Origin of the sequence: Owenweeksia hongkongensis DSM 17368 (assembly GCF_000236705.1) — a bacterium.
Lineage (GTDB): Bacteria > Bacteroidota > Bacteroidia > Flavobacteriales > Schleiferiaceae > Owenweeksia > Owenweeksia hongkongensis.
The window spans coordinates 1388588-1408845 of sequence record NC_016599.1; the positions used below are offsets into that span (position 1 = coordinate 1388588).

A 20258-nucleotide genomic window follows, 5' to 3' on the forward strand; every position below is an offset into this window, starting at 1 on the left:
GCACTAATAATTCGATTTGCAAAAGTTTCAAAAACCTGTTAATGTTGCAACACAAAAAATTGCAACTCTACAAAACAATCTCCCCTGCTTTGTTGTAGAGTATTTAGGTAGTATCACCGTTTTTGTGACAGCAAGAGTAAAAGGTAAATAGAAAAGCATGGAGATAATTGTAGACTTAGAAATTTAGATATGTCCCAAGTAGTATTTGGTATAGATTACGGAAGCAAACTCACCGGAAATACAGTGATAAGTGTTTTTAATGATGGTGATGTTTTCTTTTTAGACATGTCACAAGGCGTAGATGCCGACTCCTTCATTTTAAATGCAGCCGAGCATTTTATGCCGTCCAAAATATTTATTGACGCCCCCCTCTCGCTGCCGGGTGTGTATCGCAATTTACCCGGCTTTAACAATTATCATTTTCGCAAAGCTGACCTAGAATTAAATGCTATGTCTCCTATGTTTTTAGGGGGATTAGCGGCAAGGGCCATAGAATTAAAGAGCCGATTAAAGTCTTTGGGACTCAAAGTATTTGAAACCTATCCAATTGTGATGGCCAATCAACTAAAACTCAGAGATTGTGATTACAAGGGCAGCCTGCAAAATTTATCCAGTTGTGCTCAGGAAGTAATTAATATTCTCCCCGCTAGTATAAAGATAGACAAAGCAGACATTAAGACGTGGCATCACCTGGATGCGCTTCTCGCTCTCATTTCGGCTATAAACTCATTATTTAAAAAGCCCAAAACATATGGACATAGAGAAGAAGGCTTGATTTACATTTAAATGATTAACTGCTTACCTGATCTACTAAACGAAACCCTTCGCTGTGCACATTTACTAATGCTACAGATTCATCGTGTTTCAAATGTTTTCTAAGCTTGGCCACATATACATCCATGCTCCTTCCCGTAAAGTAATTTTCGTCTTTCCATATCTTTTTTAAAGCCTCAGATCGACTAACCACATGATTTTTGTTTCGCAAAAGCAAGCTTAGCAAGGCTCCTTCCTTTGGACTTAAAGTATTTTGGACTTCGGGATGAGTCAGCACACGTGTTTCCGAATTGTAGCTATAAGTTCCTATTTCAAACTCTACATTTTCATCTTCAGCTTCCCCGCCACTTTTTCTGCTAAGCACGGCTTTAATTTTATAAAGCAATACTTCAGAATCGAAGGGCTTTACGATATAATCATCAGCTCCTACCTGATAACCTTTGAGCATATCTTCCTTTAACGATTTGGCGGTAAGAAATATTAAGGGCATCTGAGGTGCGATTTCTTTTATTTCTCCTCCAAGAGTAAATCCATCCTTGTGGGGCATCATTACATCCAGAATACATAAGTCGGGCTCTAAACCTTTAAAGGCCTGCAAACCTTGTACTCCATCTTTGGCCAACACTACATCAAAATCATGTAATTCGAGGTAATCTCTTAATACTGCCCCAAAGTTTGGGTCGTCTTCTACCAAAAGTATTTGTGTTGCTTTTTCCACTTCTTAGTTTAGTTTTCGTTCTCTGGATATAACGGCAAATAGATGTAAAACGTACTCCCTTTGCCCTTTTCACTTTCCACTTCTATTTTTCCACCATGTGCCTGCACTATCCCGTGTGCATAGCTAAGGCCTAGTCCATGTCCTTTTATATTGTGAACATTTCCTGAAGTAACGCGGTAAAAGCGATCAAAAATATGTTTCTGCTCTTCGCGTGTCATGCCCAGGCCTCTATCCCCAATTATCAAAATAAAATACTCCTGTGTGCGCTCAGTTACCACTGTAATTTCCGGGGCATTTACAGAGTATTTTACCGCATTGTCCAGCACATTAATAATTGTGTTGGAAAGGTGGTTTTTATCAATAGACAAACGAACCCCATTATCGTTGTATCGGTGTGTGACTTTTCCTCCTTTACTTTCTAATGCAAGCTGCAAATGCTGTAAGCACTCATCTATTATATCCGTAATAAGTATAGGTTCAAAGCTTAACTCCAACTCTTTTTTATCCATCAAAGCCATTCTCAATACGCTTTCTACCTGCATATTCATACGGCTATTCTCTTGTCTTATCACTTGGCTATAATGCTCAATTTTAGCAGGATCATGTATCACTTTAGGATTCTTTAAAGCATCAATAGCAAGGTTTATTGTGGCTATTGGTGTTTTAAACTCATGGGTCATGTTATTGATAAAATCAGTCTTTATTTCACTAATACGTTTTTGCTGTAGCGAATAGGACAGGGTTCTTGCAAAAGTGAAAATTATGGCCATTGTAAAAAGTAAGCTTATAAGCAGCGTAAACCACATAGAGCTTATTAAGTAACTTGTTTTTCCGGGGAAATTCACCAGCAAATGACTTCGCCCATAAAAGTCATTTGGAAACAGGGTAGCCATGTGTGCTTGTGGAGTTTCATCCCAATTCTGACTCGTAAGCACTACTTTATTCCCTTCTGCAACCGAGTATTCATAAGGAATGGTAATGCCCCTACTGTGCAATTCAAAAGAAAGAATGGAATCGAGATGCTCCTCAGTAACCTGGCTTTTCACCCCCATTTTTCGATTTATGGAACTCCGTATCAACTGATCAAACACCGCGTCCATCTTTTTTAAACGCATCGCTATTTTCTCCCTTTCGGTAAGTGTTACACGGTAAGATGTATCCCTATTGGAATAACGAATACCTGGAGTATTTTCAGTCCGATTTTCATGCACCAAAATCGAATCATCATTCATCTTTACAGCAATGCTAAAATGACCACTGGTGCCCTCAATGAGCAATGAACTATCCTGTATATACTTTTCATTATAAAAGCTGCTAAACTGAGGGCTGAAGAAAGGATCGAGCTTAAAGTTCTCGTATAAAAAATTAATTGTTTCCAAGGTTTCCAGTCTTCTAGAAACCCCTGTCAACGCCTCCGCTACATCTTGATCAAACTTCTCTTCTTCCAACTGGTAAGAATTGGTAAGCCAATAGGCCTGAATACCTGTAATACCTAGTAGTGAAATAGTCATTAAAGCTATTAGCCAATTTATCCGCTTCCTGCTTTTGGTAAGTTTCATTCTCATATCTCTACAAATTTAAGCTTCCCGCTAAGGCCTACCAGAACTTTAACTACTCTTTAACAATCGTTGTGCAACCCTTAACAACAATCACTATGTCAACTAAGTAGATTTACAATACGAAAAACAAAAACATGAATTATGAAAAATGTAAACAAACTAAGCACTGCAATTATTGCAGGCCTGATGCTCCTTGGGAGTCAAGTATCTTTTGGACAAGATGAAAATGTGCTAACTGAAAACCCGCTGGCACCGCCACCACCTCCCAGGGTTTTAAGTCAATCAGAAACCATTGAGGGCGTCAACTCGTTATCCTTTTTCCCTAACCCTTGCCGTGAAAACCTCACAGTTATACTTAGTGATAAAGTGGGATTACAAAATGAGGAAGTCAGCATCTACAACCTTACTGGCAAAAAAGTATGGAACGGATTCATAGGCCAAAAAGGCATTGTTGATGTTTCAAAGCTAAACACTGGTATTTACATTATAAGCTGTAATGGTGTGAGTTATAAATTCCAAAAAGTATAAATACCTGTTTGAGCCGATAGTTTTCTATCGGCTCTACTTGCTTTATCCCTAAAGCTTATATTTGCCGGCTCAAATTTATAGTATGCCCATATCTAAGCTTTCTATTGTAATACCTGCCTACAACGAAGGTAAAACCATCCATGAAATACTGGATAAAGTAAAAGCTGTTCAGCTGATTAATAACATTACCAAGGAAGTAATCTTGGTAAATGATTACTCTACAGATGATACTGAAGAGGCTATCTTACGATATAAAGATGCTAACCCTGAATTGAACATTCAGTATTACAAGCACGAAAAAAACAAAGGTAAGGGTGCTGCTTTGCACACTGGAATTGAAAAAGCGACCGGTGATTTCACCGTTATCCAGGATGCAGATTTGGAGTATGATCCTGAAGAGTTTAACATTTTGCTAAAGCCTATTGTAAATGGTTTTGCAGATGTAGTATATGGCTCTAGATTTATGGGCGGAAATCCTCACCGTATCCTTTTCTTTTGGCACTCTATTGGAAATAAGTTCCTCACCTTTTTATCAAACATGTTTACAAATCTCAACCTTACAGATATGGAAACATGCTATAAAATGTTTAACACCAAAACTCTTCAAAGTCTCAACTTAAAAGAGCAACGTTTTGGTTTTGAACCAGAGGTAACTGCAAAAATTGCGCGTATTCCTAAAATCAGGATATATGAAGTAGGAATAAGCTACTACGGAAGAACCTTTGAAGAAGGAAAACACATTGGTTGGAAAGACGGATTCAGAGCCATCTACTCCATTTTAAAATACAATCTGTTTCAATAGAAATAAGCGACATGTCCCGTCCTAAATAACCGATACAGGTTTTTATATAGATTAAACATAGTAATTAAACCTTGGTGAAGCTAGCTTCACCAAGGTTTTGTTTTTTATAGGATTTTATTTTGACCTGATCTTGTTTATGCATTTGTTCTGGAGTGTTCATTTGGCAGGAGAGGTGTGGCCTTTGTTTATTATAAATGCTTACACTGTCTTCCACCAAAGGCTTCATGATGTCTAGTTTATCGGCCTTTACTACTTCAATAAATTCTTGCTTTAAAATACCGTTTATACGTTCCGCTATGGCGTTGGCATATGGGTCATAAGACTCTGTCATGCTACAGGTTATTTTGGCTTTAGCCAGTTGTTTTTGGTAATCGGTGCTACAATATTGTAGGCCTCTGTCTGAGTGATGGATCAGAGGTTGGCTAGGGTATTTTCGATTTTTGATAGCTTGCTTTAAGGCAGATAGCGCACCATCCACACTCAAACTGTTTGATACATTGTAGCCTACTATCTTTTTTGAGTAGGCATCGGTAACTAGAGCCAGGTACATGGGGTTTTCTCGGGTACCCACATAAGTTATATCGGCCACCCAAAGCTGCTCTGGCCGGGTAATGGGTAAGTCTGCAATCACGTTTTTGTGTTTGCGGAACCTATGGTGTGAGTTGGTGGTAATATGGTATGATTTCTTGGGTTGTATTAACATGTGATTTGCTTTTAGAATGTGGAACAATTTATCGCGACCCACGCCCAGTGCTTGCAGCTCTGGCTGTAGCAAGTGGTAAAGTTTACGTGTGCCTAGCCGAGGCATGGACATGCGCTTTTCCTGCACGAGTGATACTACTTTTTGCGCACGTTGCTTTTTGGCTTCTTCGGCTTTAATGGCGCGATAATAAACTTGACGGCTATACCCGAACAATCTACAGGTAGCCGTTAGGCTTTCTTGGTAGTGTTCTTTGTATTGGTTGACTGTTCGGGTAAGGAGTTTTTTCTGATTGGAATATTGTACTCTTTCTCGGCTATATCTATCATCATATCAAAGATGATCGCCTTTTTGTCGGCTCGTTCTATTTGATGTTCCAGCTGCTTTTTCTGCTTTTCTAATAGCCGAACTTTTTGCTCTAGTTCCATCAGTTTTTGTTCTGGAGTTTTGGGCATTTGTATTGGAGTTTGATTTTCCCAATCAAAGTTACCATACTTTCTTAACCAACTCAGCACAGTACTGCGAGCCTGAATGCCATATTTTCGGACTGCTCCATGCTGACTTAACTCGCCCCGTTCTATTTCTTGGACAACTTGCAGCTTGAAGTTTAAGCTGTAATCTTTTTGTGTACGCTTTACGTAGCCATTGTCTTTCATAAGGTTACAAATTTGTGTAACGCTATTTCAGGACGTGACAACAAATACAAAACAAAAAAAGCGACCATTGGTCGCTTTTTTTTATTCTTTAAACTCAATCATTAAAAGCTGTACATAAGAGATACAGTTGGCATGATTGGCAATTGGTTCACACGCTTATTCTCCTCTCTATCCCAATAAAAAATGTTTTCGTAGTTCAAAATATTAGTTGCTCCAGCTGAAAGCTCAAGTACGTTTTCATTTTTAAGTGTAATTGTTTTCTTGATTGACAAATCCACACGGTGATAGTTTGGAAGCCTTTTATCGTTCAAGTCACCATAAATAACCGCAGGATTTCCATTGGTGGTCGTAAGGTCTTGAGATGGCTGCGCATTTCCTGTATTATCAATAAATGTCAACTGACTATAGTAGCCTTGAGTTGGTGTAAATGGAAAACCTGTACCAAAATTATATCTCAGGCTAAATTCCCAAGTACCCTCTTCACCAAAAGTGTAGTTACCCACCAAGTTTAAATTATGGCGTCTATCAAAGTAAGGATAGTATTCCTGAAGACCATCATCACGGGTAACTTTACTAAGCGAATAGGCCGCCCACAAGTATAGCTTTTTAGTACGATAGGTGGCGAGTAAATCAATACCCTGAGCTAAACCCTGCTCTACAATATATTTAGTCTTGTAGATCTCTGCAATGTCAGGATCATTATTGTCTGACGCGTAAATCTGATTTCTGTTAACATTAGTGATTTGATCAAAGTCTTTTATGTACCCTTCAATGTTCAATGTGATTTCTTTTGATACTTCAATTTCTAACCCTGCTACCACATGCTTTGCCTTTTGTAAAGCAGTAGGAATGGTTTCACCTCTAAATGTACTTGGCACATCGTCCGGACCACTTAAAAATCCGTAAAATAGGTTCACCACATCCCTGTCTGAGTTGGAGGCAACTAAGTTTTGAGAATACAAACCTCCTGAAGCCTTAAGTCTAAGCCAGTCATTAATAGTATATTTTAAACCTAATCTAGGCTCCAAAGAAACTTCATCTTGAGAGCCATAATAATGAACCCTAAAACCTGGTTCAATTATTAATCTTTTTGCGGTAAACTTATATTGAGCATATGCTCCAAGCTCTGTAGTATTCTGTATTTCTTCACTTTTTGGCAAAAAGTCTCCAGCTGGAAGCTTCAATGCAGTTCGGTAAGTAATGGCCTCCAGTCCATATTTAAACTGCTCATTTTCGCGCAGGAAATAGGTAAAGTCCAAACCTCCATTAAAGCCACTTATTGAACTTTCCTTGGGTGATTCTCCTGCGCCTTCTATAGAAACTATTTCATAGTTAGAATAACTGGCACCTCCATCAATCAATACAGAAGAGCTTGCCGGTACCGCAGTAAAATTAAATCCTGCACCAAGTGAATTCCAGTCAATGCTATTATCTGACGCAAATCTTACTCCGTCATCAAATGAAAAACCGAATACGTTAAACTTACTTCCGTTATCAGACTGGCTGCTCAGCTTAGCATATACATCAGTAAAGTTAAATGGAAGTCCATCATATTCTGTTTCCACATAAGGGTAAAATATTTGGCTACTTTGTTCCAAATATGAAGTTTTGGCTGAAACCATTAATGAGACCGGGGCCATTCCTCTCTCGTTCTTCTTTCCCATTGGAGTTTCCAAGAGTAACTTAGAAGAATAAGTACTGGCAAAAACTTTTCCGCTCATCTCTTTACGATTAGCCACCCGTGTGCGAACATCCATCACCGCACTGTTTCTGCTACCATATTCAGCATTAAAACCACCGGAATAAACATCTGCGGATTGAATTATATCTGCATCAAATACTGAGAAAAAACCAATAGAGTGAAATGGATTATATACAATCATCCCATCAAGCGTAATAAGGTTTTGAATTGGGGCGCCACCACGAATGTACAGCTGCCCTCCTTGGTCTCCAGTGGTTACCACACCAGGTAAAACCTGAATAGCTTTGATAATATCCGCATCACCACCAACCGAAAACTGTTGAATTTCTTTTGGATCAAGACTCACTACTCCAGTCAATACTTTGGTTTCTCTTTCCTGCCTGTCAGCACTCACCTCTACATCCTGCAAAAGCTCTGATGAAGCACCCATATATATCTTTACAGAAGCGATTCTAACCTCAGAAACCACTACCTCTTCAGTTATAGTTTCGTATCCTACAAAACTTATCTCTATGGTTTGTTTGCCTAATGGAACATTGGATAGAATAAAGTAACCTTCATCATTGGCTACAGCTCCAATACTTAAACCTTGCACCACTACATTGGCAAAGGGAATGGGAGCGTCACTTTCTTTATCAATTACAAAGCCTCTTACCTTGCCAGTTTGAGCAAAAGCCAAAGCGCTAAAAAACAAGCAAATAACTAATGAAAGAGTATATTTTATTTTCATAGGGATTTTTATAGGGATGCCAAATATCTTATTATTATTACAAATCAGGTATATATGATTTTAAAAATCAACTCACGAAGCAATTCACCATCCGGAGTTGTTGCGTTTCCAACGCCCTTGGATCGCTTGTCACACTCACGTAAATAGCCAATTATGCGAGACAGTTTTTTCAAATTATAATTTAATGCTCCGGTTTGGTAATCTTTTACAAAAAAAGGATTCACCTTAAGTAATGATGCTAAACCTTTAGGACTTTTATCCTTCGCTTGATGCACCAGCATTAGCTTTACAAAAAAACCAAACAGCAAGCCAATGGTCACCACCAAGGGGTTATCCTTTGGATTTGACGCAAAATGTCGCTGTATAGTCATTGCTTTTGTAAAGTTCTTTTCTCCTAGTGCTTTTATCAACTCAAAATTGTTGTAGTCCTTACTGATGCCAATATTTTCCTCTACCGCCACCTCATCGATGGTTCCTCCTTTAGGCACCACCAGTTCCAGCTTCTTCAGCTCATTGTCAATTCTACTCAAGTCGGTACCCAAGCTTTCCGCCAAAAGCACACATGCTTTCATAGATGCTTTATAGCCCTTTTGGTTTAAATGCTGCGCAATCCAATCCGGAATTTGATTATCATACAACTTCTTTGACTCCAGCAATACATTACCGTTGCTTATTAGTTTGTAAAGTTTTTTGCGCTTATCAAGGGTTTTATATTTATAGGCAAATACCAGCACCGTACTGGGCTGCACATTCTGCACATAGCTTTCCAGCTGATCAATAGTTCTAATCAAATGCTGCGCCTCCTTCACTATGATTACCACCCTGTCCGCCATCATAGGATAGCGCTTAGCCTCCCCTATTATGGTTTGCATATTGGTATCATTACCATACAGCACCGTTTGGTTAAAACTCTGCTGATCTTCAGGCAATGCCGTTTTTTCTATGAGGTGCGTAATGCTATCAATAAAGTAAGGCTCGTCTCCCATCAAAAAATAGATGGGACGAAAAGTGCCTCCTTTAATCTCCTTTACAATGTCATGGTAAGTCATAAGCGCTGCAAAAAAACGAAATTACTGCGGTTTGATTGTAGCTTATTATGAATAGAAATCTACACCCTTAATAAATAAGCCCTGTTAGAGTTTGAAACTCTGACAGGGCTACGTTCCGTCCTGTAAAGCTTTTCCAAAGTTTAGAACTTTGGAAAAGTTAAGGACACTCACCTTACCTTTGTCCCCATGTTCAAAAACCTAGTTCCCCTAAATCTTCCTGAGGCACAACTGAAGCTGGCCAAAAAAGCCGACAAGCTGATGGTGTGGGATGACATTAGAAAAAAATATCTACACCTTAATCCTGAGGAATGGGTACGCCAGCATTTTGTGCATCTACTTATAAGCAGTCATGGTTTCCCAAAAAGTAGCATTGCCCTTGAAGGTGGTTTTCACCTAAATCAAAAACTACAGCGCACGGACATATTGATTTATAAAAACTCGCAACCCATACTTTTGGTAGAGTGTAAAGCCCCCCAAGTGCCTATTTCGCAAACTACTTTTGACCAGGCCGCACGATACAACTTACACTACAAAACGCCTTATATACTTATCACCAATGGTCTCACTCATTTTTCGGCTAAGGTGGATTATGAAATTGGCGAGTACACATTTTTAAAAGACATACCCACGTTTGATGAATTATAATACCATCAGCCTAAAGAAAGGCAAGGAGAAATTTCTGCACCGCAAGCACCCTTGGATATTTTCAGGTGCGTTTAAGGAGTTACCTCAAGACTTTGAAGAAGGCTCAATTGTAGAAGTTTTAGATTTTAAAGGAAACTTCCAAGCGCTGGGGTTCTTCCATCGCAAAAGCATTGCTGTAAACATTCTTTCTTTTGAGCCTGTAGAAAATGTGGAAGACCTTATTATTCAAAAAATAAAAAAGGCACTGGACTACCGCTATCAAACTGAAGTGTTAAAAAATAACTACACCGATTGCTGCCGCCTGGTATTTGGAGAAGGTGATAATCTTCCGGGCCTCATTATCGACAAATACGCTGATACGGCCGTTATCCAAATTCACCTTGAAGGATGGATACCTTATTTGCAGCTGATTGCTGACACCCTGATGAAGGAAGGTCACATCAATCATGTTTTCAGCAAACCCGCTGATAAAATTTCTGTTCCGCATAATATGATAGGAACCCTTGCTGGGGAAAGTTCAAAAACTGTAGCATTAGAGCATGGGCTCAAATTCAATATTGATTGGGAAGGTGGACAAAAGACAGGTTTCTTTATTGATCAAAGGGAAAACCGGAAGCGCCTGACAGATTTCAGCAAAGGAAAAAAAGTGCTAAATACCTTTTCCTATAGTGGAGGTTTTTCAATCTATGCCCTGAAAGCTGGTGCTGAATTAGCCGTTTCTGTAGATATTTCGGAAGCTGCCGTGCAGTTGGCTAATGAAAATGCGGAACTAAATAATGTAGCAGATAGACACAAAGGAATCGCCTCGGATGTATTTGAACACCTTAAAAATGATGGTGATCAATATGATGTGATTATTCTTGACCCTCCGGCTTTCGCAAAAAATCACCGCTCGGTGCACAATGCTGTGCAAGGTTATAAAAGACTAAACCTGGCGGCCATGAAAAAAATTAAGGAAGGTGGAATCATTTTTACCTTCTCCTGCTCACAACATGTAGGAGCACAGCTTTTTGAAGACACTCTAAGAGCAGCAGCTATAGAGTCTGGCAGAAATATTAAAATAATGGACAGGCTTACGCAACCTGTTGATCATCCTATAAACATCTACCACCCTGAAGGTGAGTATCTGAAGGGATTCATCCTGCACATCTCATAGAGGCACAAAAAAAGGCATCCCGTAAACAAACGGGATACCTTCTTTTCCATTTTTCTAATAACCTAACCTTCGTTATGAAAAGACTACTACCTATATGCTAATGCTTTCGGTAATGAAAGTCTTAAAAACTAATTGTTAAATATGGGGCAAAGATAAAAAGCCTTTTTGTTTGTAAGAAATATTTTACAATAATTTAACATTTTATTTTAACTCTCACTAACCTATTTCTTAAAATTCAAAAAAAAGAAGTTGGTGTAGATTAGCCCAACTTCTCTTTCCTATTTCCCTATTTCACACAATTTATCTTATGAAAATTTTAGTTGAATCATCTACTTAGAAATTATGTTTATCGAATTTAATGAGCCTCGGCTTAATTTGTAAGCCTAACTTTACAAACGACCATTTTGAATTAGTTCAATTCTTTCCTTCTTTCTCTCACTCCCAGTCATCGAATAATAACCCTCATCGCAAGGGTGTTGTTTCAAAACATTACCCTAAGACTGTTATTTCGGTTAACCATACCCTTACGCCTGATTTAAATAATTATTTTTGCGCCCCTAAACACAGGATAATGGAAAATCAATTGCTTGCCATTTCACCAATAGATGGCCGATACAGAAGAACCACGGACAACCTGAAAAATTACTTTTCAGAGTTTGCCCTTATTCAATATAGAATTCAGGTTGAGATAGAATACTACATCGCCCTTTGCGAGTTACCGCTGCCTCAACTTCAAGGTTTTGACCGTGCTAAGTTTATTGAGCTTAGAGATATGTATCTTGATTTTACAACCAAGGAGGCTCAAGAAATTAAGGACACCGAAAAAATTACCAACCACGATGTAAAAGCCGTGGAGTACTTTATTAAGAAAAACCTTGATGAGCTGGGACTTGGTAAATTTCGTGAGTTTGTACACTTCGGTCTTACTTCACAAGACATTAATAATACCGCTGTTCCTCTTAGTATAAAGGAGTATGTAGAAAATGAATACATCCCAATGCTTGGTGAGCTGGAGGTAACCCTTGGTGAGCTTGCTAGCCAATGGGAAGACATCCCAATGCTTGCCCGTACACACGGCCAGCCTGCCTCTCCTACCCGTTTAGGAAAAGAGATTATGGTATTTGTAGAGCGCATTGACCAGCAATTGCGTCAGCTTCGCCACATTCCGTTCTCGGCAAAGTTTGGTGGTGCTACCGGAAACTTCAATGCTCATAATGCAGCATACCCAGAAATTGACTGGAAAGCATTTGGCGAAAGCTTTGTAAACGAAACTTTAGGACTTCAGCAATCGTGGCCTACCACACAAATTGAGCATTATGATAATATGGCTGCTCTTTTTGATTGCATGAAGCGCATCAATAATATCATCCTTGATCTTGATCGTGATATCTGGACCTATGTTTCCATGGATTACTTCAAGCAAAAAATTAAGGAAGGCGAAGTTGGATCATCAGCTATGCCACACAAAGTAAACCCAATCGACTTTGAAAATAGCGAAGGTAACTTAGGGATTGCCAACGCACTTTTTGAGCACCTTTCGGCAAAACTTCCTGTAAGCCGCCTTCAGCGCGACCTTACTGACAGTACTGTTTTGAGAAATGTAGGCGTGCCACTAGGTCACACGCACATTGCGATTTCTTCTACCCTTCGTGGTTTGAGCAAGCTATTGCTTAATGAGGAAAAGCTAAATCAGGATTTGGAAGATAACTGGGCTGTAGTAGCTGAAGGTATTCAGAATATATTAAGAAGAGAAGGTTTTGAAAACCCTTACGAAGCTTTAAAGGGATTGACTCGTACTAATGAGAAAATCAATAAGCAAAGTATTGGCGCTTTTATAGACACTCTTGAAGTAAGTGATGCGGTGAAAACAGAATTGAGAGCACTTACTCCTCAAAACTATACAGGACTGTAATGCGCACCATTACAATTGATGGAATAAATGTTGAGCCGGGGCAAAGCTGCTATGTGGAGCTAAACGTAGCACGCTTGCCTTCGGGTACTCAAATCACCATGCCTGTACATGTGATAAGGAGCAACGAACCTGGCCCTATTATTTTGCTAAGTGGCGGTATGCATGGTGATGAAGTCAATGGTATCGAAATCGTAAGGAGATTTCTCAATAAAAATATTGCAGGAAAACTCTTGAAAGGAAGCATAGTAGCCATGCCAATAATCAATGTGTATGGCTTCATCAACTTTTCTCGTGATGTGCCTGATGGCAAAGATGTAAACCGCAGTTTCCCTGGTAAAGAAGATGGTTCACTAGCGAGTATGGTAGCTCGAGTGATGACACACAACATTCTTCCTGAAATTGACTTTGGTATTGATTTTCATACGGGTGGAGCTAGCCGGACCAACTTCCCGCAAATACGTTATGAATTTGGCGATAAATTAGCCGAAGATGTAGCCACTGCTTTTTCAGCTCCTTTCACGTTAAACTCACCTCTTATCAAAGGTTCCTTTAGGGAAACCGCCAAAGATTTAGGGAAATCCGTAATCGTATTTGAAGGTGGCGAGACACTGCGCATTGACCCCAAAACTGTAGATAATGGTCTTCAGGGAATAAAGCGTGTGCTTCATCATTTTGAAATGCTTGACAAATCTCCTGCAGCGGGAAAAACTCGTGTGTTTACTGAGTCTCACTGGGTGCGTGCTGAAGCTTCTGGCCTATTTCGTCACAAAAAGGAGTCAGGCAAAAAGGTAAAAGAAGGGCAAACCATTGGCTATATCTCAAGCCCTACTAATGATTACTCGGTCAAAGTAAAAAGTCCTTATGACGGTTACATCATTGGCCACAATAACTTCCCACTGATTCACAAAGGTGATGCACTTTTCCATATTGGGATGTGATTCTTGAAAAGAATCATTCCAGCCAAGGAGCTGGAATCCTTTTCCGATCTATTTCAATAGATTCTGGGTCTTCGTTCCTCCGTCCGGAATGATTTGAAAATTCGAATATTTCACCCGCTACCTGCCACATTATTTAGAAAGGTTATCAATTGAAAGTTAGGCTATATCACACCTTTCAAAAGAATAGTCGGTTTTGTACTTTCGCACCTCCTAAATTTTTAGGATATAAACTACTATAGCGGCCTTACGGCCATTATTTACTTTAACTGACGGAACTCAAATCTCCCATTAAAAAAATAAAAGATTTCAAATGACTTACAACGATTACATCAAGGAGATTGAAGAAAGAAAAGGTGAGGGATTACACCCAAAACCTATTGATAGTGCTGAATTGCTTAGCGAAATTATCGCTCAAATTAAAGATACTAGCAATGCGCACAGAAAGGATTCTCTTCAATTCTTTATTTACAACACCCTACCTGGAACCACTCCTGCTGCAGGAGCTAAAGCCAAATTCTTAAAGGAAATTATTCTTGGTGAATCCGTTGTTGAAGAAATCACGCCTGCCTTTGCATTTGAGTTGTTATCTCACATGAAAGGTGGTCCTTCTATTAAAGTACTTCTTGACCTTGCTCTTGGTAATGATACCAACATTGCAAGCGAAGCAGCAAAAGTTCTTAAGACTCAGGTTTTCCTTTACGATGCTGATATGGCTCGTCTGGAAGAAGCTTACAATGCTGGAAATGCCGTTGCAAAAGATCTTTTGGAAAGCTATGCTAAAGCAGAGTTCTTTACCAAGCTTCCTGAAGTAGATGAAGAAATTGACATAGTAACCTTCATTGCAGGTGTAGGTGATATTTCTACAGATTTACTTTCCCCTGGTGGAGATGCTCACTCAAGATCAGATCGTGAATTACACGGCCAGTGTATTTTTGAACACAACAAAGAGATGCAGAAACAACTTTCTGAATTGAAAGCTGCTCACCCTGATAAGCGCGTTATGCTTATCGCTGAAAAGGGAACCATGGGAGTTGGTTCTTCAAGAATGTCTGGTGTAAATAACGTAGCATTATGGACAGGAATCCAATCCAGCCCTTATGTTCCGTTTATCAATATGGCCCCGATCATTGCAGGTACTAATGGAATTTCACCAATATTCCTAACCACCGTTGGTGTAACAGGAGGTATCGGAATTGACCTTAAAAACTGGGTAAAGCAAAAAGATGCTGATGGTAATACAGTGGTAAACGCTGATGGCGAGCCTGTATTGGAACAAACGTATTCTGTGGAAACAGGAACCGTTTTGACCATCAACACAAAAGAGAAAAAACTATACAATGGCGATAAGGAGTTGATGAATATTTCGCCTTCATTAACGCCACAAAAAGTAGAGTTTATCAAAGCTGGCGGATCTTATGCCGTGGTATTTGGTAAAAAACTACAAACATTCGCTGCTAAAACTTTGGGAATCGAGGCTCCTCAGGTATATGCCGCTTCTAAAGAAATCTCGAAAGAAGGTCAAGGTCTTACTGCTGTTGAAAAAATATTCAACAAGAATGCCGTTGGAACTACGCCAGGCAAAACTTTGCACGCAGGATCTGACGTTCGTGTAGAAGTGAATATTGTAGGATCTCAGGATACTACGGGGCTTATGACTTCTCAGGAATTAGAAGCCATGGCTGCTACTACCATTTCTCCAATTGTAGATGGAGCATACCAGTCTGGATGCCACACAGCTTCTGTTTGGGATAAGAAAGCACAGGCCAACATTCCTAAGTTGATGTCGTTTATGAACGACTTTGGTTTGATTACAGCTCGTGACCCTAAGGGTAAATATCACGCCATGACGGATGTAATTCACAAAGTATTGAATGACATTACTGTAAGTGATTGGGACATCATTATTGGCGGTGATTCCCACACGCGTATGTCAAAAGGTGTAGCTTTTGGAGCCGACTCTGGTACTGTGGCCCTTGCCCTTGCCACTGGTGAGGCTTCTATGCCAATTCCAGAATCTGTGAAAGTTACCTTTACAGGTGAAATGAAAAGCTACATGGATTTCCGTGATGTAGTGCATGCTACACAGCAGCAAATGCTGAAGCAATTTGGTGGAGAAAATGTTTTCCAAGGTAGAGTGATTGAAGTTCATATCGGAACTCTTAACGCTGACCAGGCATTTACATTCACCGACTGGACTGCTGAGATGAAAGCGAAAGCTTCTATCTGTATTTCAGAAGATGAGACGTTGATCGAATCTTTGGAAATGGCTAAGGGCAGAATTCAGATTATGATTGACAAAGGCATGGACAATGAAAAGCAAGTTCTTGCTGGCCTTATTGCTAAAGCTGATAAGCGAATTGCTGAAATCAGATCTGGTGAAAAACCTGCACTTAAGGCAGATGAAAATGCAAAATATTACGCAGAAGTGGTAGTAGACCTGGATGTGATTGCTGAGCCAATGATTGCTGACCCGGATGTGAATAACGAAGATGTTTCTAAGCGATATACACACGATACCATCAGACCGCTTTCTTACTATGGTGGTACTAAAAAAGTAGACCTTGGGTTCGTAGGATCTTGCATGGTTCACAAAGGAGACATGAAGATTCTTGCTCAAATGTTAAAGAATATAGAAGCGCAGCAAGGCAAAGTGGAATTTAATGCTCCCCTTGTAGTTGCTCCTCCTACTTATAATATTGTAGATGAATTGAAAGCTGAAGGCGACTGGGAAGTTTTACAGAAGTACTCAGGCTTTGAGTTTGATGATAACAATCCAAAAGCTGCAGCTCGTACCAAGTATGAAAACATGCTTTACCTAGAGCGCCCGGGATGTAACCTTTGTATGGGCAATCAAGAGAAAGCTGAGCCGGGAGATACGGTGATGGCAACCTCTACTCGTTTATTCCAAGGTAGAGTTGTAAAAGATTCTGGCGAGAAAAAAGGTGAATCCCTGCTTTCTTCTACTCCAGTGGTTGTGTTGTCTACAGTGCTGGGAAGAACGCCAAACTTAGAAGAGTATGAAAAAGCTGTTGAAGGCATTGACTTAACTAAGTTTAAACCTTCACATAAATTACTAGCAAACTAGTACTGATATAAAGCCTCGGAATTGATTCGAGGCTTTTTTTTTGCCGTAGGCAAATATTAATTTTTAAAATCCTACTCATTATGAATTCGTATATTTCTGACTTAGACTAAACTGAAATGAATAACCTGATTATTTAATCTGAAGACTCATTATTAGACTCAAAATTTCAAGAACAATTTTTAACATTAATCGTTAGCCAGATATGATTTTTGATATAGACATGATTAAAGAAGTGTATGCCAAATTCCCAGAGCGCGTTGAAGCTGCTCGAAAGGTAACCGGCAAACCACTTACCCTCGCAGAAAAAATTCTTTACGCTCACCTTTGGGATGGGCAAACCGATAAAGCCTACACCCGAGGCAAGTCTTATGTAGACTTTGCTCCGGACCGTGTTGCTATGCAAGATGCCACCGCTCAGATGGCCCTTTTGCAGTTTATGCAATCTGGTAGAAAGCAGGCAGCTGTGCCTTCTACAGTGCACTGCGACCACCTTATTCAGGCTAAAATTGGTGCCGATAAAGATCTTCAGGAAGCTATAAATAAGAGTAGTGAAGTGTTCAATTTCCTTTCTTCAGTTTCTGATAAATATGGTATCGGTTTCTGGAAACCAGGAGCAGGTATTATTCACCAGGTAGTTTTAGAAAACTATGCTTTTCCCGGAGGGATGATGATTGGTACCGATTCGCACACTGTAAATGCTGGTGGACTAGGAATGGTAGCCATCGGAGTAGGTGGTGCTGATGCGGTAGATGTAATGGCCGGAATGCCTTGGGAGCTTAAATTCCCGAAACTTATCGGTGTAAAACTTACCGGTAAAATGAATGGCTGGACAGCCTCAAAAGACGTAATTCTTAAAGTAGCCGGTATACTTACCGTAAAAGGTGGAACCGGTGCTATAGTTGAATATTTTGGAGAAGGTGCAAAATCGCTTTCTGGCACCGGAAAAGGAACCATCTGTAATATGGGTGCTGAAATTGGCGCTACCACTTCTACCTTTGGTTATGATGATGCTATGGAGCGTTACTTGCGCGCTACCGGTCGTGCTGAAGTTGCAGACGCGGCTAATGGTATCCGTGAGCACCTTACCGGTGATAACGAGGTATACGCCAATCCTGAGGAACATTTTGACCAAGTGATTGAAATCAACCTTAGCGAATTAGAGCCACACATCAACGGTCCTTTTACGCCAGACTTGGCAACTCCTATTTCTAAAATGGGAGAAGTAGCCAAAGAAAACGGCTGGCCAATGGATGTAGAGTGGGGATTGATTGGTTCTTGCACCAACTCTTCTTACGAAGACCTTACCCGTGCTCAGTCTGTAGCACAGCAAGCAGTAGACAAAAAGTTAAAAACCAAATCAGATTTTGGTATAAACCCAGGGTCAGAGCAAGTGCGCTATACCGCTGACCGTGATGGCATATTAAAGACTTTTGAAGACCTTGATGCAACAATCTTTACCAACGCTTGTGGACCATGTATTGGTCAGTGGGCGCGTACTGGAGCTGACAAGCAAGAGAAAAATACCATCATCCATAGTTTCAACAGAAACTTTGCGAAGCGTGCTGATGGCAACCCAAATACCCACGCCTTTGTGGCTTCACCAGAAATGGTAGCAGCAATTGCCATAAGTGGACGTTTGGACTTCAACCCACTGAAAGATACCCTTACAAATGAAAATGGAGAGGAAATACTTTTGGAAGAACCGCATGGTATTGAATTACCAGAAAAAGGTTTTGCGGTAGAAGATTCCGGATATCAAGAGCCAGCAGAGGATGGTAGCAAGGTAGAAGTAAAAGTAGCTGAAGGTTCTGAAAGACTAGAGCTCCTTACCCCTTTCGAACCTTGGGATGGTAAGAATTATACCGGCATGAAACTAATCATCAAAGCAAAAGGAAAATGTACCACTGACCATATTTCTATGGCTGGTCCATGGTTGCGCTTCCGCGGACATTTGGACAACATTTCCAACAACACCCTTACTGGTGCTGTAAATGCTTTTAATGATAAAACAGATAGCGTAAAAAACCAGCTTACTGGCGAGTATGGCCCTGTGCCAAAAGTACAGCGTGCTTACAAAGCAGAAGGCATCAAAACTATAGTAGTGGGAGATCACAACTATGGTGAAGGTTCTTCTCGCGAGCATGCCGCTATGCAGCCCCGTCACTTGGGTATGGCTGTGGTATTGGTAAAATCATTTGCACGTATCCATGAAACTAACCTTAAGAAACAAGGTATGCTAGGTTTGACTTTTGCCAAAGAAGAAGATTACGATTTGATTCAGGAAGACGATACTTTTGATACAGTGGATTTAGATCAGTTTGCAGAAGACAAGCCTATCCACATCAAAATCACACATGCTGATGGAAGCACCGATACTATTAAGTGTAATCACACTTATAATGAAGGTCAGATTGCATGGTTCCGTGCTGGTAGCGCTTTGAATAAAATTAAAGAAGACAATAAGAAATAGACTTGAGAAGATAGACTTTAGAGTTTCTTATTTCGAATTTAGACGAACTCCCTCATCTGAAAAGGTGGGGGAGTTTTTTTTGTTTGATGGTAATATTTCTATTGTCATCCGACTCCTTTGGAGTCGTGTAATGACTCATAAATAAATAGCAATTTTAGTCAACTGATTAACGTAAGTCCAGGTAAAATCTCAATAGGCAGATGACCTCAGAGAGGTCACATATCAATAGAAAATACAAGCACCACTATGAACACGACCTCAGGGAGGTCGAATGTAGCAGCACCTAACCTCTTCCTGCCACACCACAAACAATTCCTCCTGAAATTCGGTTATATCACAAACCAACATATAATCCAATGAACATTTTTGAAGAATTGAGAGCCGATCACCAAAAGCAAAGAACTCTTGTAAAAATTCTAGCGAAAACTCATGGCGATAGTGAAGGCCGCCAAGAGATTTTTGAAAAGCTGAAGCATGAGCTGCAAATTCATGCTACTGCTGAGGAGCGCTACTTTTATGTTCCTTTAATGAAGGAAGAGCTCACTCAAGAAAAAGCCCGCCACAGTATTGCCGAGCATCATGAAATGGATGAGCTTATTGAGGAGCTAGAGAAAACAGATATGAGCTCTCCACACTGGGTGGCTGTTGCCAAAAAGCTTGAAGAAAAAGTAAATCATCACCTGGATGAAGAAGAGCAAGAGGTGTTTCAATTGGCTGGAAAAGCCCTTACAGAAAAGGAAAAAGAAGAACTTGCCAAAAGCTATAGACAAAGCATGGCTTACAGGGATAGGTAAAGTGTTAAAATTAGGTCTTCCATAAATCGGAGAAATGTTA

At 40.0% G+C, this 20258-nt stretch carries 15 protein-coding genes and 1 pseudogene; 10 read left to right on the top strand and 6 right to left on the bottom strand.

The features are described 5' to 3' along the window. Positions 1-189 precede the first annotated feature (189 nt). Positions 190-786: a DUF429 domain-containing protein gene (locus OWEHO_RS17825; protein WP_014201646.1), complete on the top strand. Its 597-nt coding sequence runs from the start codon at positions 190-192 to the stop codon at positions 784-786. A 4-nt stretch (positions 787-790) separates the two neighbouring features. Here the strand turns inward: OWEHO_RS17825 and OWEHO_RS06355 are convergent, their stop codons facing one another. Then, positions 791-1492, bottom strand: coding sequence for a response regulator transcription factor (locus OWEHO_RS06355; protein WP_014201647.1), 702 nt, complete (start codon positions 1490-1492; stop codon positions 791-793). Positions 1493-1500: 8 nt separating this feature from the next. Then, on the bottom strand, positions 1501-3003 hold the full coding sequence (locus tag OWEHO_RS06360) for a sensor histidine kinase (RefSeq protein WP_223252720.1): 1503 nt from the start codon (positions 3001-3003) through the stop codon (positions 1501-1503). 189 nt (positions 3004-3192) lie between these two features. On the opposite strand from OWEHO_RS06360, the gene OWEHO_RS06365 reads away from it, so the two are divergent. Then, positions 3193-3579: a T9SS type A sorting domain-containing protein gene (locus OWEHO_RS06365; RefSeq protein ID WP_014201649.1), complete on the top strand. Its 387-nt coding sequence runs from the start codon at positions 3193-3195 to the stop codon at positions 3577-3579. Between the two features lie 82 nt (positions 3580-3661). Next, complete coding sequence (locus tag OWEHO_RS06370) at positions 3662-4381, top strand: glycosyltransferase family 2 protein (RefSeq protein ID WP_014201650.1); 720 nt, start codon at positions 3662-3664, stop codon at positions 4379-4381. Between the two features lie 64 nt (positions 4382-4445). Here the strand turns inward: OWEHO_RS06370 and OWEHO_RS06375 are convergent. The 4 genes and pseudogenes from OWEHO_RS06375 to holA all read right to left on the bottom strand — a co-directional run. Continuing rightward, positions 4446-5315: pseudogene (locus OWEHO_RS06375) on the bottom strand (IS3 family transposase); the annotation flags it as partial. Further along, entirely contained in the window at positions 5312-5737 is a 426-nt protein-coding gene (locus tag OWEHO_RS18605) for a helix-turn-helix domain-containing protein (RefSeq protein WP_014201344.1), read from the bottom strand. The pseudogene OWEHO_RS06375 and the gene OWEHO_RS18605, both read right to left, overlap by 4 nt. A gap of 101 nt (positions 5738-5838) precedes the next feature. Then, on the bottom strand, positions 5839-8169 hold the full coding sequence (locus OWEHO_RS06385) for a TonB-dependent receptor (protein WP_014201651.1): 2331 nt from the start codon (positions 8167-8169) through the stop codon (positions 5839-5841). Between the two features lie 44 nt (positions 8170-8213). Continuing rightward, positions 8214-9218: a DNA polymerase III subunit delta gene (holA, locus tag OWEHO_RS06390; RefSeq protein WP_014201652.1), complete on the bottom strand. Its 1005-nt coding sequence runs from the start codon at positions 9216-9218 to the stop codon at positions 8214-8216. A gap of 186 nt (positions 9219-9404) precedes the next feature. On the opposite strand from holA, the gene OWEHO_RS06395 reads away from it, so the two are divergent. The 7 genes from OWEHO_RS06395 to OWEHO_RS06425 all read left to right on the top strand — a co-directional run bounded on the left by OWEHO_RS06395 (position 9405) and on the right by OWEHO_RS06425 (position 20218). Further along, positions 9405-9863 carry a type I restriction enzyme HsdR N-terminal domain-containing protein gene (locus OWEHO_RS06395; RefSeq protein WP_014201653.1) on the top strand — a complete coding sequence of 153 codons (459 nt, stop codon included), beginning with the start codon at positions 9405-9407 and terminating at the stop codon, positions 9861-9863. Further along, positions 9853-11019 (top strand): class I SAM-dependent rRNA methyltransferase, encoded by a 1167-nt coding sequence (locus OWEHO_RS06400; RefSeq protein WP_014201654.1) that lies wholly within the window; start codon positions 9853-9855, stop codon positions 11017-11019. Before OWEHO_RS06395 ends, OWEHO_RS06400 begins: the two co-directional genes overlap by 11 nt. Positions 11020-11590: 571 nt before the next feature. Next, positions 11591-12931, top strand: a complete 1341-nt coding sequence (gene purB / locus OWEHO_RS06405; protein WP_041627471.1) for an adenylosuccinate lyase — start codon at positions 11591-11593, stop codon at positions 12929-12931. After that, the gene (locus tag OWEHO_RS06410) at positions 12931-13869 is read left to right on the top strand and encodes a succinylglutamate desuccinylase/aspartoacylase family protein (RefSeq protein ID WP_014201656.1); all 939 of its coding nucleotides are present in this window, start codon (positions 12931-12933) and stop codon (positions 13867-13869) included. Before purB ends, OWEHO_RS06410 begins: the two co-directional genes overlap by 1 nt. A gap of 310 nt (positions 13870-14179) precedes the next feature. Then, positions 14180-16954 carry a bifunctional aconitate hydratase 2/2-methylisocitrate dehydratase gene (locus tag OWEHO_RS06415; protein ID WP_014201657.1) on the top strand — a complete coding sequence of 925 codons (2775 nt, stop codon included), beginning with the start codon at positions 14180-14182 and terminating at the stop codon, positions 16952-16954. Positions 16955-17156: 202 nt separating this feature from the next. After that, positions 17157-19424 carry an aconitate hydratase gene (locus OWEHO_RS06420; RefSeq protein ID WP_014201658.1) on the top strand — a complete coding sequence of 756 codons (2268 nt, stop codon included), beginning with the start codon at positions 17157-17159 and terminating at the stop codon, positions 19422-19424. A 356-nt stretch (positions 19425-19780) separates the two neighbouring features. Next, positions 19781-20218, top strand: a complete 438-nt coding sequence (locus OWEHO_RS06425) for a hemerythrin domain-containing protein (RefSeq protein WP_014201659.1) — start codon at positions 19781-19783, stop codon at positions 20216-20218. The last annotated feature ends 40 nt before the right edge of the window (positions 20219-20258 follow it).

What these genes read in the sequence shown, in the direction of transcription:
- OWEHO_RS17825 (WP_014201646.1), top strand. Translation starts at nt 190, where the DNA reads ATGTCCCAAGTAGTATTTGGTATAGATTACGGAAGCAAACTCACCGGA.
- OWEHO_RS06360 (WP_223252720.1), bottom strand. Translation starts at nt 3,003, where the DNA reads ATGACTATTTCACTACTAGGTATTACAGGTATTCAGGCCTATTGGCTT.
- OWEHO_RS06365 (WP_014201649.1), top strand. Translation starts at nt 3,193, where the DNA reads ATGAAAAATGTAAACAAACTAAGCACTGCAATTATTGCAGGCCTGATG.
- OWEHO_RS06370 (WP_014201650.1), top strand. Translation starts at nt 3,662, where the DNA reads ATGCCCATATCTAAGCTTTCTATTGTAATACCTGCCTACAACGAAGGT.
- OWEHO_RS18605 (WP_014201344.1), bottom strand. Translation starts at nt 5,737, where the DNA reads ATGAAAGACAATGGCTACGTAAAGCGTACACAAAAAGATTACAGCTTA.
- OWEHO_RS06385 (WP_014201651.1), bottom strand. Translation starts at nt 8,169, where the DNA reads ATGAAAATAAAATATACTCTTTCATTAGTTATTTGCTTGTTTTTTAGC.
- holA (WP_014201652.1), bottom strand. Translation starts at nt 9,218, where the DNA reads ATGACTTACCATGACATTGTAAAGGAGATTAAAGGAGGCACTTTTCGT.
- OWEHO_RS06395 (WP_014201653.1), top strand. Translation starts at nt 9,405, where the DNA reads ATGTTCAAAAACCTAGTTCCCCTAAATCTTCCTGAGGCACAACTGAAG.
- OWEHO_RS06400 (WP_014201654.1), top strand. Translation starts at nt 9,853, where the DNA reads ATGAATTATAATACCATCAGCCTAAAGAAAGGCAAGGAGAAATTTCTG.
- purB (WP_041627471.1), top strand. Translation starts at nt 11,591, where the DNA reads ATGGAAAATCAATTGCTTGCCATTTCACCAATAGATGGCCGATACAGA.
- OWEHO_RS06410 (WP_014201656.1), top strand. Translation starts at nt 12,931, where the DNA reads ATGCGCACCATTACAATTGATGGAATAAATGTTGAGCCGGGGCAAAGC.
- OWEHO_RS06415 (WP_014201657.1), top strand. Translation starts at nt 14,180, where the DNA reads ATGACTTACAACGATTACATCAAGGAGATTGAAGAAAGAAAAGGTGAG.
- OWEHO_RS06420 (WP_014201658.1), top strand. Translation starts at nt 17,157, where the DNA reads ATGATTTTTGATATAGACATGATTAAAGAAGTGTATGCCAAATTCCCA.
- OWEHO_RS06425 (WP_014201659.1), top strand. Translation starts at nt 19,781, where the DNA reads ATGAACATTTTTGAAGAATTGAGAGCCGATCACCAAAAGCAAAGAACT.